This window comes from Maritimibacter dapengensis (assembly GCF_019218265.1).
Lineage (GTDB): Bacteria > Pseudomonadota > Alphaproteobacteria > Rhodobacterales > Rhodobacteraceae > Maritimibacter > Maritimibacter dapengensis.
Genome location: NZ_JAHUZE010000002.1, coordinates 1,025,061 through 1,040,492, shown reverse-complemented (window position 1 = coordinate 1,040,492; position 15,432 = coordinate 1,025,061). Strand labels below are relative to the sequence as shown.

Annotated in this window: 13 protein-coding genes and 2 tRNA genes; 11 read left to right on the top strand and 4 right to left on the bottom strand. The window is 63.4% G+C overall.

The features are described 5' to 3' along the window. Positions 1 to 157 precede the first annotated feature (157 nt). The 3 genes from KJP28_RS11485 (at position 158) to KJP28_RS11475 (ending at position 829) form a co-directional block, all read left to right on the top strand. Positions 158 to 233, top strand: a tRNA-Val gene (locus tag KJP28_RS11485). Positions 234 to 388: 155 nt separating this feature from the next. After that, positions 389 to 465: transfer RNA gene (locus KJP28_RS11480), tRNA-Asp, on the top strand. A gap of 139 nt (positions 466 to 604) precedes the next feature. Next, a complete protein-coding gene (locus KJP28_RS11475; RefSeq protein WP_218392673.1) occupies positions 605 to 829 on the top strand; it encodes an RND transporter in 225 nt (74 codons plus the stop codon). Here the strand turns inward: KJP28_RS11475 and KJP28_RS11470 are convergent. Next, positions 826 to 1,566 (bottom strand): hypothetical protein, encoded by a 741-nt coding sequence (locus KJP28_RS11470; protein WP_218392672.1) that lies wholly within the window; start codon positions 1,564 to 1,566, stop codon positions 826 to 828. The genes KJP28_RS11475 and KJP28_RS11470 overlap by 4 nt on opposite strands. A gap of 104 nt (positions 1,567 to 1,670) precedes the next feature. On the opposite strand from KJP28_RS11470, the gene KJP28_RS11465 reads away from it, so the two are divergent. Further along, positions 1,671 to 2,540, top strand: coding sequence for a glycosyltransferase family 2 protein (locus tag KJP28_RS11465; protein ID WP_218392671.1), 870 nt, complete (start codon positions 1,671 to 1,673; stop codon positions 2,538 to 2,540). Between the two features lie 11 nt (positions 2,541 to 2,551). Here KJP28_RS11465 and KJP28_RS11460 read toward each other — a convergent pair whose 3' ends face one another. Beyond that, entirely contained in the window at positions 2,552 to 3,943 is a 1,392-nt protein-coding gene (locus tag KJP28_RS11460) for a dipeptidase (RefSeq protein ID WP_218392670.1), read from the bottom strand. Between the two features lie 126 nt (positions 3,944 to 4,069). Between KJP28_RS11460 and KJP28_RS11455 the strand changes: the two genes are divergently transcribed. From KJP28_RS11455 to ispG, 4 genes are all read left to right on the top strand, one after another. Then, on the top strand, positions 4,070 to 4,672 hold the full coding sequence (locus tag KJP28_RS11455) for a hypothetical protein (protein ID WP_218392669.1): 603 nt from the start codon (positions 4,070 to 4,072) through the stop codon (positions 4,670 to 4,672). Between the two features lie 160 nt (positions 4,673 to 4,832). Beyond that, positions 4,833 to 6,056 (top strand): 5-aminolevulinate synthase, encoded by a 1,224-nt coding sequence (hemA, locus tag KJP28_RS11450; protein WP_218392668.1) that lies wholly within the window; start codon positions 4,833 to 4,835, stop codon positions 6,054 to 6,056. A gap of 131 nt (positions 6,057 to 6,187) precedes the next feature. Then, positions 6,188 to 7,426: a helix-turn-helix domain-containing protein gene (locus KJP28_RS11445; RefSeq protein WP_218392667.1), complete on the top strand. Its 1,239-nt coding sequence runs from the start codon at positions 6,188 to 6,190 to the stop codon at positions 7,424 to 7,426. Positions 7,427 to 7,527: 101 nt separating this feature from the next. Beyond that, positions 7,528 to 8,661 carry a flavodoxin-dependent (E)-4-hydroxy-3-methylbut-2-enyl-diphosphate synthase gene (ispG, locus tag KJP28_RS11440; protein ID WP_218392666.1) on the top strand — a complete coding sequence of 378 codons (1,134 nt, stop codon included), beginning with the start codon at positions 7,528 to 7,530 and terminating at the stop codon, positions 8,659 to 8,661. Positions 8,662 to 8,762: 101 nt separating this feature from the next. Here ispG and KJP28_RS11435 read toward each other — a convergent pair whose 3' ends face one another. After that, positions 8,763 to 9,515 carry a DsbA family protein gene (locus KJP28_RS11435; protein WP_218392665.1) on the bottom strand — a complete coding sequence of 251 codons (753 nt, stop codon included), beginning with the start codon at positions 9,513 to 9,515 and terminating at the stop codon, positions 8,763 to 8,765. 137 nt (positions 9,516 to 9,652) lie between these two features. Here KJP28_RS11435 and KJP28_RS11430 point away from each other — a divergent pair, with 137 nt between their 5' ends. Further along, positions 9,653 to 10,795, top strand: coding sequence for a pyridoxal phosphate-dependent aminotransferase (locus KJP28_RS11430; RefSeq protein WP_218392664.1), 1,143 nt, complete (start codon positions 9,653 to 9,655; stop codon positions 10,793 to 10,795). Between the two features lie 121 nt (positions 10,796 to 10,916). After that, a complete protein-coding gene (locus tag KJP28_RS11425; RefSeq protein WP_255552311.1) occupies positions 10,917 to 12,089 on the top strand; it encodes an N-acetylmuramoyl-L-alanine amidase in 1,173 nt (390 codons plus the stop codon). Here the strand turns inward: KJP28_RS11425 and KJP28_RS11420 are convergent. Then, the gene (locus KJP28_RS11420) at positions 12,079 to 12,684 is read right to left on the bottom strand and encodes a class I SAM-dependent methyltransferase (RefSeq protein WP_218392662.1); all 606 of its coding nucleotides are present in this window, start codon (positions 12,682 to 12,684) and stop codon (positions 12,079 to 12,081) included. The two genes, KJP28_RS11425 and KJP28_RS11420, sit on opposite strands and share 11 nt — an antisense overlap. Positions 12,685 to 12,853: 169 nt before the next feature. On the opposite strand from KJP28_RS11420, the gene KJP28_RS11415 reads away from it, so the two are divergent. Further along, on the top strand, positions 12,854 to 15,364 hold the full coding sequence (locus KJP28_RS11415; protein WP_218392661.1) for a penicillin-binding protein 1A: 2,511 nt from the start codon (positions 12,854 to 12,856) through the stop codon (positions 15,362 to 15,364). Positions 15,365 to 15,432 lie beyond the last annotated feature (68 nt).

Here is a 15,432-nt window from a genome sequence, read left to right as displayed (position 1 = left end):
GCGTTTCGGCCCTTGTGTCTCTCGGGCCGAACCATCACGACAGGCTCCTTGATCTGTCCGTTTGCGCAGGTTTGGCGGACCTCAGTCGACATGGCGCATTCGTAGCGCAAAGCAGGGGTTGTCAGCGCGTTCTCAACCCGCTAAATCCCCGCCTCACGGGTGGTTAGCTCAGTTGGTAGAGCGTCTCGTTTACACCGAGGATGTCGGGGGTTCGAGCCCCTCACCACCCACCATTTTCCCCAAAGACCCCGTCTGCAAACCGGCGCATCGTCCGGCCCATGCCGACATTGCAGGCCACTTCCGGAGCCGGGGAAAAAAATTCGGAAAATGCGCCAATCTCCCGCTTGACGAGGTCGGCCGACGCGCCTAGAAGCACCGGACGCAGCGGGCGGTTGTAGCTCAGTTGGTTAGAGTGCCGGCCTGTCACGCCGGAGGTCGCGGGTTCGAGCCCCGTCAACCGCGCCACTGCTGCAAAAAGGCTTCCTTCGGGAAGCCTTTTTTGTTGGCCAACGCACAGGGTGCGACCGCATGGCCCTGCGACCATATGCACCTCGCATCCGGCGCCATGCCGGACTTACGCTAAGCTCAAAGGAACAGGTGCGCCATGGCATTCCTCGACGACATACCACTGGGCTTCGTGCTGCTCTTCTGTGTGACGCTGGGGCTGGCCCCGTTCACGCCGCCGCATGTCTGGGAAAAGCTGAACATGCTCGTCGACGGGACGCTGGTCGCGCCGATCGACATCTTCGATTTCCTCATGCACGGCGCGCCATGGCTGGTCCTGATCGCGAAGCTCGCGCGGATGGTCTTCGTGCGGACACGAGGCTAGGGCAGGGCGTATCCCATCGCCTCTTCCAGCCGCGCATCGAGCGTGCTTGCGAAGAATGCGCGGTCGTCTTCGGAGATCTTTTCAGGCAGTGCAGGCCGGGTTTCGACATTCGGCAGGAACCGCGACCCGAGCCGCCGCGTGATCGGGCGGAACGCATCGGTCGCCGGAAGATCGAAGGCATCGCTCACGGCGGTGACGAAAGCTTCCGGGTCGGCCTGTACCGCTTCGAGCCGGCAGAGCACCAGATTGCAGCCCCTGTGGCGCATCCCCAGCAGATAGGCGGCCTTGGCGCTGCGCAGTGCTCCGAGATTGGCGAAGGGTTTGCCCGTGACAGGGTGACGATCCTGTTGAAGCAGGGTGCCGACGGTGCCTTGCGGCCCCGCGCCGGGGAAATACCGTTTCCGGTCGATGACCGTGGCCCATTCGGCGCGCAGGAAGGCCGAGAGATCCAACGCCTGCATCGCGGGCGGGCAATGCCACGGCTTGTCGTACATCGACCGTGCCCAGTCCAGGGGTTCGCGCACCACGCCGACGATCAAGCCGCGCGCACCGATTCCGGTCATCTGCGCGAAGCCATGTTTCCAGCCGTAGTGGTCCACCGGCGTGAGCGTCGTGTTCCGCTTCAGAAGCGTCTTGACGTAATTCGTACCGGACGAGCGTTCACCGAAAACCTGCACATGGTCCGGAGCGGGCCTGTGGCGGCGGTGTATCTCGATCCCCGAAGCGGCAAGTGTCATGCGCGCAATCTGCCCCGGCTTCGGGCGTGAATAAAGCCAATTCAACGCTTTGCCTGTGATGCGAAGCTTTCTATTCTCCCGACGGGAAAGACTGGGGACGGACGATGCAGGACATTGCCGCCGCGCTGACCATGGTGCGCGACGACGACTTTTTTCTCGAACGCTGGGTCGCGTATTATGGCGACCGGCTTGGGCGCGAGAATTGCACGATCATCAATCACGGCAATCAGGATGCGGTCAATCGCATCGGCGCGGGATGCAACATCATCGCGATTCCCGACAAATCCGAGAAGTTCGACCAGCGGCGGTGGCGCCTGTTCAACGGGATTCAGTCAGGGCTCCGCGGCTACTACAAATACGTCATCGTGGGAGACGTGGACGAATATGTCGTCGTCGATCCGGCGCTCGGCCTGGACCTCTTGGATTTTCTCGCGAAAGCGCCCCGGCGGAAGATCCTGACGCCCCTTGGTCTGGAGGTCCTGCACCGGATCAACGAAGAGACCGAGCCAATCACCGGTCCGATCCTCGGCCCGCGCCGTTACGCGCGGGTGAGCTACCATTATTCGAAGCCTTGCGTTCTGGGCGCGCCCGGCGAAGTGTCGCGCGGCGGCCATTTCGCCAAGTACGACCAGTTACACACACCCGAGGCGCTTTATCTCTTTCACATGAAATATTGCGATGTCGCGCAATACACCGGTTTGATGGACCGCCGGAACGCGAGCGTGGGAAAGTCCGGGCTGCAAAAGGGCGAGACCGGAATCGGCGGGCATTGGTTCCCCGAGGAACGCGGCGACGACAGGGCGCTCTTCGAGGGGTTCGTCTCGCGGCCCATCGTGCGCGGGTTCGAGATGTCGCAATACCGCGCCAAGATGCATGAGACCTTTGCCGAGCGCGGCCACGGCCTCTGGCATTTCCAGCGCGGCACCTATGCACTTAGTCACGAAGTGCCGGAGCGGTTCTTCGGCCTCGTCTAGCGCGCCCGGCGTCAGACCGCCCCGGACAGCGCCCCGAGGATACGCACCCAGCTTCGGATTCCCTTGTGGAAGCTTTCGACGTCGTATTTCTCGTTCGGGGAGTGGATCGCATCGTCATCCTTGGCGAAACCGATGAGCATCGCGTCCATGCCGAGGATGTCCTTGAAATGCCCGGCAACCGGGATCGAGCCGCCAGCCCCGACAAAAGCCGCTTCCATTCCCCATTCGTCCGAAAGCGCCTGTCGCGCGGTCTCGAACGCCGGGTCGTCGGTGGACATGACGCTTGCGGGCGCGCCGTGGCCATTGCCGAATTCGGCCGTCACATCCTCGGGCAGGCGGGCATTCACGTGCTCCATGAACGCGGCGTGTATCTTCTCCGGGTCTTGCGTGCCGACGAGCCGGAAACTAATCTTGGCATGGGCCTCGGCGGGCAGCACGGTCTTGAACCCGTCGCCGGCATAGCCGCCCCAGATGCCGTTCACCTCGCAAGTCGGACGCGCCCACATGAGTTCGAGGTCCGAACGCCCCGCCTCGCCGGACCGTGTGGAAAGCCCGACCGACGACAGGAAGTCGTCGCCCTGAAAGCCGAGCGAATCCCACTGCGCTTTCAGGTCGGGCGACAGCTCGTCCACGCCGTCATAGAAACCGGACAGGGTGACAGCGCCGTTTTCATCGCGCAGGTCGGCCACGATTTTCGTCAGCACGTGGATCGGGTTCTGCGCCATGCCGCCGTAGAATCCGGAGTGAAGGTCGCGCGTCGCGGCCTTGAGCGTGACTTCCTCCGCCAGCAACCCGCGAAGCTGCGTGACGATCGCCGGAACCCGCGCGTCGAAAAGCCCGGTGTCGCAGATCATCGCGATATCCGCCCTCAACTCCTCGGCATTCTCTTTCAGGAATGGCACGAGCGAGGGCGAGCCGGACTCCTCCTCGCCCTCAAGGAAGATCGTGATGCGACAGGGAAGCTCGCCATGCACCTCCTGCCACGCCCGCATCGCTTCGATAAAGGTCATGAGCTGACCCTTGTCGTCGGACGCGCCGCGTGCCCGGATCACTTTCTGTCCGGCCACGTCTTCGATTACCGGTTCGAAAGGCTCGGTATGCCAAAGATTCAACGGATCGACCGGCTGCACGTCGTAATGGCCATAAAACAAAAGGTGCGGAAGATCGCCTTCCGCATCCGGCCCGCCATGCGCAACGACCATCGGATGACCGGGCGTCGCGCGTTTCGCAGCCTCGAACCCGATGGTCTGCAGATCCGTGACAAGGAAGTCCGCGGCCCGTTCGCAATCGTCCTTGAAGGCCGGGTCGGTCGAGATCGAGGGGATTTCCAGGAGCATTATGAGCCGGTCGAGGGCGGCATCCAGCGCGCCGTCGACCCGCACGAGTACGGTATCGAGTGCCATGAGGTCTCCGTTTTCTGTTCGGCGAGAACGTAGCATTGTCGTGAGCAGCGTCCAGTCACACTGGCAACCCGAGACATGAAGCCTTATGTTCGCGCCCGAATGCCAAGCGGAAAAGGACAAATCTACATGCGCAAAGCGATGACGGGCCTGGCCCTTGCGATCCTGACGGCCCTGCCGGTGGCGGCGGATCCGATGAACAGCGACGCCGCACGCAAGCAGCTGTTTTCCGCCAAGGACATGATCCTGCATCCGATGGGGCTCGATGCTTTCGGCAATGGCATGAAACGCGCGGTGCGGCTGACGCTCGACCAGATGAAGAGCCGGGGCCAGATGCTCAAGTTTCTGGAAGCCGGATATGGCTATTACGGCGCGGTCGCCTTTCCCACCAACGGTAACGGGGAAGAACCGCCGACGATCATCTCGCAGCTCAATTCGCCCGGCGCGGCGCAGCAGGCGGCGATCAACGCCTGCCAGTCGGCAAACGGATCAACCTGCGCCGTGGCTGCGCTGTTGTTGCCGAAAGGCTATTCCAACCGCGACCTGATGCTCAGCCAGGCGGCAACAGCAAAAGTCGTGAACCAGTGGGACGAGGGGACGCTGCCGAAATATCTCGCGTTTTCGCCCTCGACGAATTCCTGGGGCATCGCGAAGGGGCCGGGTGCAAGCGCGCGCATGGCCGTGGAAAGCTGCAAACGGTCCGATTGCGTGGTTGCAATCGCGGACCAGTGATCGCTGACGCCGGGTAAGATGAAATTTACGTCTTTCCTATTGATATAAGTCAACGCACTGCCTGCGACATCCTGTATCACGGATTTTGCATATGTTTGTGGTGTCCTGTTATGTATGGTGCCACCGCGAACAGGAGAATCGATCCCTGGGAGGGAAACGCGTGAACTACGAGAGCAAACTTGATGCGGCGCTGGGGCGTTTGCATGACGAAGGTCGCTACCGCATTTTCATCGACATTGAGCGTGAGAAGGGCAACTTCCCCCACGCGACATGGCGCAAAGAGGACGGGTCCGAACAGCCCGTGACCATCTGGTGCGGCAACGATTACCTCGGCATGGGCCAGCATCCGGTCGTTCTCGAAGCGATGCACGAAGCCATCGACGCCACCGGCGCGGGCTCGGGCGGGACGCGCAACATCTCCGGCACGACGGTCTATCACAAGGAACTCGAAGCAGAACTCGCCGACCTTCACCACAAGGAAGCGGCGCTTCTGTTCACATCCGCCTACATCGCCAATGACGCGACTCTTTCGACGCTCCCCAAGCTGTTTCCCGGCCTCATCATCTATTCCGATGAGTTGAACCACGCTTCGATGATCGAGGGCGTGCGCCGCAACGGGGGCGCCAAGCGCATTTTCCGTCACAACGACGTCGAACACCTGCGCGAACTCCTCGCCGCCGACGATCCCGACACGCCGAAACTGATCGCCTTCGAATCGATCTATTCGATGGACGGTGATTTCGGCCCGATCAAGGAGATCTGCGACCTCGCCGACGAATTCAATGCGCTCACCTATATCGACGAAGTCCATGCCGTCGGCATGTATGGCCCGCGCGGGGCCGGCGTCGCCGAACGGGACGGTCTGATGGGCCGGATCGACATCATCAACGGCACGCTCGCCAAGGCCTATGGCGTCATGGGCGGTTACATCGCTTCGAGCGCCAAAATGGTGGACGCGATTCGCTCCTATGCGCCGGGCTTCATCTTCACCACGTCGCTCGCCCCGGCGATCGCGGCGGGCGCGGCGGCTTCGGTCCGCCAGCTCAAGACGGAACAATCGCTGCGCGACCGGCATCAGGTTCAGGCGAAGATCCTCAAGACCCGTCTCAAGGCGATGGGCCTGCCGATCATCGACCACGGATCGCATATCGTGCCGGTGATCGTGGGTGACCCGGTGCACACCAAGCAGCTCTCCGACATGCTGCTCGATGGATACGGGATCTACGTCCAGCCGATCAATTTCCCGACCGTGCCACGCGGCACCGAACGCCTGCGTTTCACGCCGTCGCCGGTGCATGGGCCGAAGGAAATGGATGCGCTGGTTCGGGCGCTCGACTCGCTCTGGTCGCATTGTGCGCTGAATCGCGCCGAGCTCTCTGCCTAAGTCCTTACCCCGTGCAAGAATCGTTGTGCCGTGCTAGATAATCGCTCATAGGACGGCATCGGGTCGATTCGAACTCAGGGCCGGATGTTGGGGATAACGCCGGGAACGGCACAAGACTAGGGGCAGGCTGTATGATCAGGCGCTGGATCACGCCTCAGGTCAAAGGCGAAGATCAATCTTCGGGCTTCGACTCTTACGAACTGCGATTGGGCGATGTGATGCGCGGCGAACGGGCCACGCTGGGCAAGTCGCTCCTGGACGTGCAGCGCGAACTGAAGATCAAAGCCACCTACATCGCCGCCATCGAAAACGCAGACGTGACCGCGTTCGAAACCCCCGGTTTCATCGCCGGATATGTCCGGTCCTATGCCCGCTATCTCGGCATGGACCCGGACCTCGCGTTCCAGAATTTCTGTCGCGAAAGCGGCTTCGAAACCGCCCATGGCCTCTCGCCCTCGGCGTCGGTCGTCAAGAAGGCCGAAAAACCCGAGACGAGCGCCGACACGGATCCGCTTGCCAACCCGAACGCGTCCTTCGTGCCGCGCGCGGGCTCGATCTTCGACGGGATCGAACCCGGCGCGGTCGGCTCGGTCGCCGTGCTCGTCGGCATCGTCGGGATTCTCGGGTTCGGGGGCTTCTCGCTTCTGCAGGAAATCCAGAAAGTCGATTTCGCGCCCGTCGAACAAAGCGTCGGCGTGCTCGAAGATCTTCCCGAGCTGGACGCCCCGATCGGAAGCCCGGTCGAACAATCCGACGCGCCTGCGCAGGTGGCCGGCATAAACACTCCGCCATCCACCGAGGCGCTCGATCGCCTTTACCGCCCCGAAGCGCTGGACGTGCCGGTGCTGATCGCGCGCGACGGACCGATCTCGACCCTCGATCCCCGCGAAGTAGGCGTGCTCGCCGCCGAAGGACGCGGCCCGCAGGTCGCGCGCACCACGCCCGGTCTCCAGACGCCCGCCATCGGCGACGGGGTGAGCGACGACAGCCAGCCCGCGCTGGTCGCGGACGCGAGTGCCGTCACCGTGTTCGGACCCGATGCGCCCGAAGTTGCGATTTTTGCCGTGCGCCCGTCCTGGGTGCGCGTGCAGGCGGCAGATGGATCCGTGCTCTTCGAAAAAATCCTCGACGCGGGCGAGCGATACGTTCTGCCCAAGTCCGAACTGCCGCCAGTCCTTCGCACGGGCAACGCGGGCTCGATCTACTTCGCGGTCAACGGCGAAGCCTTCGGCCCGGCGGGCGAGGGCGCTTCGGTCGTTTCCAATGTCGCACTCGCACCCGAGGCGATCTCGGAAAGTTTCGCGGTCGCCGATCTCGACGCGGACGCCGACCTCGCGAATTTCGTTGCGGTGGCGGACGCCAGCCAATAACTCCGGCAATCGGCCTCCGTCCCGAAACTGTTACGTTTCGGGCGCTTGTTTGACCCGGACACGCGCGTTATCTGTGGCGCGAGCAATGTCAGCGAGGCCCCATGTCGCATAATCCGATCCGCCCGTGGCGCAATATCGAACGCCGCAAGTCCCGTCAGATCATGGTCGGCAACGTGCCCGTGGGCGGCGACGCCCCGATCGCGGTCCAGACCATGACCAACACGCTCACCACCGACGTGAAAGCGACCATCGAACAGGTGCAGGCCGCCGCCGATGCGGGGGCCGACATCGTCCGTGTGTCCGTGCCGGACGAGGCCTCGTCCGCCGCGCTGAAGGAAATCACGCGCGAAGTCACGGTCCCGATCGTCGCGGACATCCATTTCCACTACAAGCGTGGGATCGAAGCGGCCGAGAACGGCGCCGCCTGCCTGCGGATCAATCCGGGGAACATCGGCAAGCCCGAACGCGTGCGCGAAGTCATCGCAGCGGCGCGTGACAACGGCTGTTCCATGCGGATCGGCGTGAATGCCGGGTCGCTTGAAAAGCACCTCCTGGAAAAATACGGCGAGCCGTGCCCCGAGGCGATGGTCGAAAGCGGTCTGGAACATATCCGCATCCTCGAAGACAACGATTTCCACGAATTCAAGATCAGCGTGAAGGCCTCGGACGTGTTCCTGTCGGCGGCGGCTTATTACGCGCTGGCCGATGCCACCGACGCGCCGCTTCACCTTGGGATCACCGAGGCGGGCGGGCTGACCTCCGGGACGATCAAATCCTCCATCGGTCTTGGCAATCTGCTCTGGGCCGGGATCGGCGACACGATCCGCGTGTCCCTGTCTGCCGATCCGGTGGAAGAGGTAAAGGTGGGCTATGAAATTCTCAAGAGCCTGAACCTGCGCCACCGTGGCGTGAACATCATTTCCTGCCCGTCCTGTGCGCGGCAGGGCTTCGACGTCATCAAGACCGTCGAGGCGCTGGAACACCGTTTGGCCCATGTCCACACCTCGATCTCGCTGTCGATCATCGGCTGCGTGGTGAACGGGCCGGGCGAGGCGCTGATGACTGATGTCGGGTTCACCGGCGGCGGGGCCGGGCACGGCATGATCTACATGGCCGGCAAGCAGGACCACCGCATCAGCAACGACGACATGATCGACCACATCGTCGAGCTCGTTGAAAAGAAAGCGGACGAGATCGAAGCCGAAAAGGCTGCTGCGGAAGAAGCCGCCGAATAAGTCCGGCGCATCACGCACAAAAAAACGGGAGCCGATCGGCTCCCGTTTTCGTTTATCGCCAGTGGTTTATGATGTCGTCCTGAGGTATTGCGCGAAGCGGATCATCCCTCGCTCGCGCGCACCTCGGCGACAATCTCCTGCATCGAGGCCAGCGGCACGTAGCCGCGCAGCATCTGGTCGCCCAGCACGAAGGTCGGCGTGCCGGAGATCTGCAATCGGTTGGCGAGTGCGTGGTTCTCTTGAATGCGGCGCTCCACTTCAGGATCGTCCATCTTCGCAACGATCTCGGCCCCGTCGAGGCCCAGATCGTCGGCCATGCGTGCCAACACTTCCTCGGTCGGGTTCGCCCGCAGGGTCATTAGCGCATCATGGACCTCCGCATAGGCGTCTTCTCCCGCGGCAAGTTGGGTCGCGATGGCGAAACGCGACGAGGTGATGCTGTCTTCCCCAAGGATCGGGAATTCCTTGTAGATCACGCGGATGTCGCCGTCCGCTTCGATCAGCTGTTTGAGTTCGGGAAACGCCTTGCGGCAGTAGCCGCAACGGTAATCCACGAATTCGATCAGGGTCACGTCACCGTCCGGGTTCCCGCCGACATGGGAATATCCGTCGTCGACGAGGCTTTCCATGTTGGTCGAGACAAGCGCCTTGTCATTCGCAACGGCTTCGGCGGCCTGTCGGCGTTCGAGCACGTCGATCGCTTCCATCAGCACTTCGGGGTTTTCGAGCAGGTAGGCGCGAATCTCGTCGCGGAACATCGACCGCTCGTCTTCGCTCATCGCACCGATGTCGAACGCGGCGGCGGGGGTTGCGGCAAGCCCGAGGGCGAGGGCGGCGGGTGCAAGACGTCTCATGGCCTCTCCATTCCAGTGTCGCGGGCGACGCTAGTCGGGGATGGGGCGAGGCACAAGGCGGCGCGGCAAGGGGCCGCGCATCTTGACCTTTCGCCGCCGACAGGCCACGCACGGGCTGGTTAGCTTCGGAGGGCGCAATGCGCAAATCAACTCGCAGCGAGGTCGATCCGTTCATCGTCATGGACGTGATGGAAGCGGCCCGCGCAGCAGAGGAGGCGGGGCGTCACATCATCCACATGGAAGTGGGCCAGCCCTCGACCCCCGCGCCCAAAGCGGCCCGCGACCGCGTCGCCCGCGCGCTCGACGCAGATGCGCTGGGGTACACAGTCGCGCTCGGTCTGCCGGACCTGCGCCGGGGCATCGCCGCGCTCTATGCTCGCTGGTACGGGGTCGACCTCGACCCGGCGCGCGTGGTCGTGACAGCCGGGTCATCGGGCGCGTTTCTCCTGTCGTTCACGACGCTTTTCGATTCGGGCGACAGGGTGGGGCTATCGGACCCCGGATACCCGTCCTACCGCCAGATATTGAAGGCTCTCGGCCTCACCCCCGTTGGCTTCCCCGCCAGCGCTGCGAACCGGTATCTGCCGGTGCCGGCCGACCTGCCGGACGATCTTGCCGGACTCATGGTGGCCTCGCCGAACAACCCGTCCGGGACCATGCTGGACCGCGCGCATCTCGCCGCACTGATCGAGGCTGCGGCGAAGCGGGACATCTCGTTCATTTCCGACGAGATTTATCACGGCCTGCATTACGAAGACCGCGCTGTCTCGGCGCTGGAAATCTCCGACGACGTGCATGTCATCAATTCGTTCTCCAAGTATTTCTCGATGACCGGCTGGCGCGTCGGGTGGATGGTCGTGCCCGAGGACCACGTGCGCACCGTTGAACGGATCGCCCAGAACATGTTCATCTGCCCACCCCATGCGAGCCAGGTCGCCGCCCTCGGCGCGCTCGAAGCGGTCGATGAGTTGGAGGAAAACCGCGCAGTGTATGCCGCCAACCGGGCGCTGATGCTCGACGGGCTGCCCAAGGCGGGCTTCGACAGGATCGCGCCGCCGGATGGGGCGTTCTATGTCTACGCCGATGTGAGCCACCTCACCGAGGACAGCCGCGCGCTTGCCGCCGACATCCTCGAAAAGGCCGGGGTCGCCGTGACGCCGGGCATGGATTTCGATCCCGAACGAGGGGCGACGACGCTGAGGTTCTCCTACGCGCGCTCGACGGCAGACATCGAAGAGGGGCTTACGCGATTGCGCGCATACATGGAGGCGCGCGGCTGACGCCCCGTGCCGCTTTGCGAGCCTGACCGAAGAAGGTGCTTGGGGTCAGGTCGGGATTCGCTGTAGATTCTGCAAAAACGAGAATGGGCAGGCGATGCTAAGGCTGGGTGTTTTTCTTTTCATGATGATGAGCGCGCCGGGGCTGGCGCAGCAACTGACCGGGCTTGCGCGGCTTTCGGGCGACGGCGTCTCGGTGACATCGACGGAAGCTTCGGTCGAAATCGGCATCCCGATGACCCAGGCGGTGCCGTGGCGGGTGTTCACCCTTGCCGATCCCCCGCGGCTCGTGGTCGACTTTTCCGAGTTGGATTGGGGCGAAACCGATGGCGAGGCACTCGTCTCGACCATTGGCTCGATCGTCACCATGCAGACGGGCCTTTTCCGCCCCGGCTGGTCCCGAATGGTGCTGACGCTGTCCGAACCGCTCGCTGTCGATACGGCCGCGATGCGGCGTGAGGGCGAGGCGGCGCGTGTCGACATCCGCCTGATCCCCACCGATCCGGAGCATTTCGCCGCCAAGGCCGGCGCGCCCGCTTCGGCCCTGTTCAAAGCCGCGCCCATCGCGTTGCAGCGTGATCCGCGCGGAACGGGACCGCTCGTCGTCGTGCTCGATCCGGGTCACGGAGGCCTGGACCCCGGCGCCGAGAAGGAGGGAGTGCGCGAGGCGGACCTGATGCTCACCTTCGCGCGGGAATTGAAAGACGTGCTCCTGCGCAGCGATGGTGTAGATGTCGTTCTGACCCGCGACGAGGACGTGTTCGTGCCACTGGAGGAACGCGTTTCTATCGCCCGCGCCGCCGGGGCCGACCTGTTCATCTCGCTCCATGCCGATGCGCTGGCGCAAGGGCGGGCGAACGGGGCCACGGTCTATACCCTCTCCGAGGATGCCACCGATATCGCCTCGCAGAAGCTGGCCGAACGCCATGACCGGAGCGATCTGCTTGCAGGCGTGGACCTGAGCGAAACCGGAGACGAGGTCGCGCTGGTGCTGATGGATATGGCGCGGACCGAGACCGACCCACGGTCGGATGCGTTGGCCGATGCGCTGGTGCAGGGCATTTTCGTGGCGACCGGCTCGACCTACAAGACGCCGCGCATGGAGGCGGGTTTCTCGGTTCTGAAAGCGCCGGACATTCCCTCGGTGCTGGTCGAACTGGGGTTTCTGTCGTCGAAGCGCGACCGGGAAAAGCTGGTGGACCCTGACTGGCGCAGATCGGCGGCCGAGGGGATGCGCGACGCGATCCTGAGCTGGGCTGAAGCGGATGCCGCGGCGGCCGAACGTCTCAGACAGTAGCGCCGCGATACTGGGCCAGCCAGACCGAATGACCCTGACATTGCGGGTCCTCGGGCACGAAAGCGATTTCGTTGAAGCCGCTTTCGGCCATCAGGCCGCGGTATTCCTCCGGGTCGAGCGAGGCATGATAGACGGTTGCGCCGTCCACGGTGCCGGTCGCTTCCCCGGCATTCGGGCCGGAGGTGAACATCAGGACTGTGCGCGGGTTCGCATGGGCGGCGAAGGTACCGAACATGCCGCGCTGATCGTCCGCCGACAGGTGGAACATGCTGTTCCAGGCAAGGATCAGGTCGAAGGTCTCGCCAAGTTCCAGACCACGCATATCGGCATGAACCGCCCGTTCGCGCGGCAGGTTTTCGCGAAACAGAACCAGCATCGACCCCGCTGCATCGACGCCGGTGACATCGCAGCGCCGGTCGGCCAGGTAGGACGCGATCGGCTTGCCCGGTCCGCATCCAAGGTCGAGCACCTTGCGCCCCGGCGCATAGTTGAGCGCACGGTCGAGCCAGGGGCGCTCGAACAGGGTCCGGTCGCGCGAACGGGCAAAGCCGCGCGCAACACGTTCATATGTGGGAATAATATCGTCCGGCCGCATGCAATCTAGCTAGGCATTGATCCACGCCCCGTCCAGAAGATTCGTCCACGAATTTCACGCGATGGCGGGAATCTGCGCATCACGGTGAATTCACCGTGATCGGGGCCGATGGTTTTGACCCCAAGGGCCGGACAGATTATACGAACAACGCACGAAAGGGGCATTTACCGTGATCAGATTCATCCTCGGGCTGTTCGGAGCCATTTTCACCTGGCTCACCCTCGCCGCCTTCGCAGGCGCGTTGACGCTGGGTGCGATCTTCTGGATGTACAGCCGCGGTCTGCCCTCGACCGAGCAATTGGAGAATTACCAGCCCGCCACGATTTCGCGTATCTACAACGGCGAAGGCCAGCTCATGGACGAGTTCGCCAAGGAGCGTCGGCTCTACACCCCCGCCGCGCAGATCCCCGATCTGGTGAAGCACGCGTTCATCTCGGCAGAAGACAAGAACTTCTATTCTCACAAGGGCTACGACCCGCGCGGCATGGTCGCCGCCGCGGTCGAGGCGGCCCGGGGCGGGCGTTTGCGCGGGGCGTCGACGATCACCCAGCAGGTCATGAAGAACTTCCTGCTGTCGTCCGACCGGTCGGCGGAGCGCAAGATCAAGGAGTTGATCCTCGCATCGCGGCTCGAGAAGTCGCTCGAGAAGGAAGATATCCTCGCGCTCTATCTCAACGAGATCTTCCTCGGTCAGAACTCCTACGGCGTCACGGCGGCGTCGCAGACCTATTTCAACAAGACGCTCGATGAACTCGCCCCGCATGAGGCCGCGACCCTGGCCGCGATGCCGAAAGCGCCGTCCGACTACCATCCGGTCCGCAACTACGACCGCCTGCTCAATCGGCGGAACTTCATCCTCAAGGAGATGTACGAGAACGGATACGTCGACGAGGCGACCTATCTTGCGGAACGGGAAAACCCGATCCGCTCGGTCCAGGGCGACGATTTCGAAAGCTTCCGCGCGGCGATGCCCCGCCGTGACTATTTCACCGATGAAATCCGCCGCCAGCTTTCGGGCCGGTTCGGCGAGGAAGAATTCTTCGGTGGCGGTCTGACGATCCGCGCGACGGTCGACCCCGAGATGCAGGAACTGGCCGCGCGTTCGTTGCGCAAGGCGCTCGAAGATTACGACCGGGCGCGCTCGACCTGGCGCGGCACGGGCAAGTCCATCGACCCCGCGACAATCGACGACGGCACCTGGGAAGAGGCGCTGTCCGAGGTGCGTGTGGCACGCGACATCTGGCTCGAGAACAAGTGGCATGTCGCGGTTGTCGACGAGATCGGCGATGCGCAGATGAGCCTTCGGATCGAGGGCAACCCCGAACCGTCGCCCCATGTCGTGCCCCGTGAGGACATCAAGTGGATCAGCGGTTCGTTCCGCGACAATTTCGAACGCGGCGATATCGTCCATGTGCGCGCGATGACCACCGGCGACGAGGGCGAGGGCGATTTCATGCGCTGGTCGCTGCGTCAGATCCCGGAAGTGCAGGGCGGCTTCATGGCGATGGACGTGAACACCGGCCGCGTGATCGCGATGCAGGGCGGCTTCTCATATGAGAATTCGACCTTCAACCGCGCCACGCAGGCAACCCGTCAGCCGGGTTCGACGTTCAAGCCGTTCGTCTACGCCTCCGCGCTGTCTTCCGGTTTCTCGCCCGCCTCGATCATCATCGACGCGCCGATCGAGGTCGAGACCGGGGCAGGGATCTGGCGTCCGCAGAACGCCTCCAACCAATTCTACGGTCCGACGCCCCTGCGCACCGGGATCGAACGGTCGCGGAACCTCATGACCGTCCGCATCGCGCAGGAAGTCGGGATGGATACGGTCGCGCGCTATGCCGAACGCTTCGGCGTCTATGACGATCTGCCGCCCTACCTCGCCAACTCGCTCGGCTCTTACGAGACGACGCTGTTCAAGATGGTGTCGGCCTATGCCATGTTCGCCAATGGCGGCGAGCGGCTGGAACCGACGCTGGTCGACCGGGTGCAGGACCGCTGGGGGCGCACGATCTACCGCCATGACCAGCGCGATTGCGAGGATTGCAAAGCCGCGCGGCTTCCGGCCGGTGAAGCGCCGAGCATCACCTCCAACCGCGAACGCGTGATGGACGCGGTCACCGCCTACCAGCTTACTTCGATGATGCAGGGGGTCATTCAGCGCGGCACGGCGGCAGGGCTCGTGAGCCTTCCCGTGCCGACGGCGGGCAAGACCGGCACGACCAACGATTCCAAAGACGTCTGGTTCATCGGCTTCACGTCGAACATCGTCGCGGGTTGCTACATCGGCTACGACCGCCCGCGCAGCCTGGGCCGCGCCTATGGCGGCTCCACCTGCGGCCCGGTGTTCCAGCGCTTCATGACCGAAGCGGTGAAGAAATACGGCGGCGGCAAGTTCAAACTGCCACCGGGTGGCCATTTCGTGAAGATCGACCGCTATTCCGGCGCGCGCTTGCCCGACAGTGCATCGGGCCCGCATGTGGTGGCGGAATACTTCCGCGACGGCGAAGAACCGATCTTCGGCATCGTCTTCGACGGCGGTTTCGCGATGGGGTCCAACCTGCCGCTCTTCGGTCGTGGCGAAGATGGCAGCAACGTTCAGGTGCAGACCTCGACGGGCGAAACCGTGGTCATTCCCGGCAAGGCGAATTTCGGGTCGCTTTCGTCCGGCGGTCTGTATTGACCTCAGGTCTGGCCGTCACGCGCACCTTCGCTCGCTTTGAAAACAAGGCCGGGACGCAGGACCGCCGC

What these genes read in the sequence shown, in the direction of transcription:
- KJP28_RS11475 (WP_218392673.1), top strand. Translation starts at nt 605, where the DNA reads ATGGCATTCCTCGACGACATACCACTGGGCTTCGTGCTGCTCTTCTGT.
- KJP28_RS11470 (WP_218392672.1), bottom strand. Translation starts at nt 1,566, where the DNA reads ATGACACTTGCCGCTTCGGGGATCGAGATACACCGCCGCCACAGGCCC.
- KJP28_RS11465 (WP_218392671.1), top strand. Translation starts at nt 1,671, where the DNA reads ATGCAGGACATTGCCGCCGCGCTGACCATGGTGCGCGACGACGACTTT.
- KJP28_RS11460 (WP_218392670.1), bottom strand. Translation starts at nt 3,943, where the DNA reads ATGGCACTCGATACCGTACTCGTGCGGGTCGACGGCGCGCTGGATGCC.
- KJP28_RS11455 (WP_218392669.1), top strand. Translation starts at nt 4,070, where the DNA reads ATGCGCAAAGCGATGACGGGCCTGGCCCTTGCGATCCTGACGGCCCTG.
- KJP28_RS11445 (WP_218392667.1), top strand. Translation starts at nt 6,188, where the DNA reads ATGATCAGGCGCTGGATCACGCCTCAGGTCAAAGGCGAAGATCAATCT.
- ispG (WP_218392666.1), top strand. Translation starts at nt 7,528, where the DNA reads ATGTCGCATAATCCGATCCGCCCGTGGCGCAATATCGAACGCCGCAAG.
- KJP28_RS11435 (WP_218392665.1), bottom strand. Translation starts at nt 9,515, where the DNA reads ATGAGACGTCTTGCACCCGCCGCCCTCGCCCTCGGGCTTGCCGCAACC.
- KJP28_RS11430 (WP_218392664.1), top strand. Translation starts at nt 9,653, where the DNA reads ATGCGCAAATCAACTCGCAGCGAGGTCGATCCGTTCATCGTCATGGAC.
- KJP28_RS11425 (WP_255552311.1), top strand. Translation starts at nt 10,917, where the DNA reads ATGATGATGAGCGCGCCGGGGCTGGCGCAGCAACTGACCGGGCTTGCG.
- KJP28_RS11420 (WP_218392662.1), bottom strand. Translation starts at nt 12,684, where the DNA reads ATGCGGCCGGACGATATTATTCCCACATATGAACGTGTTGCGCGCGGC.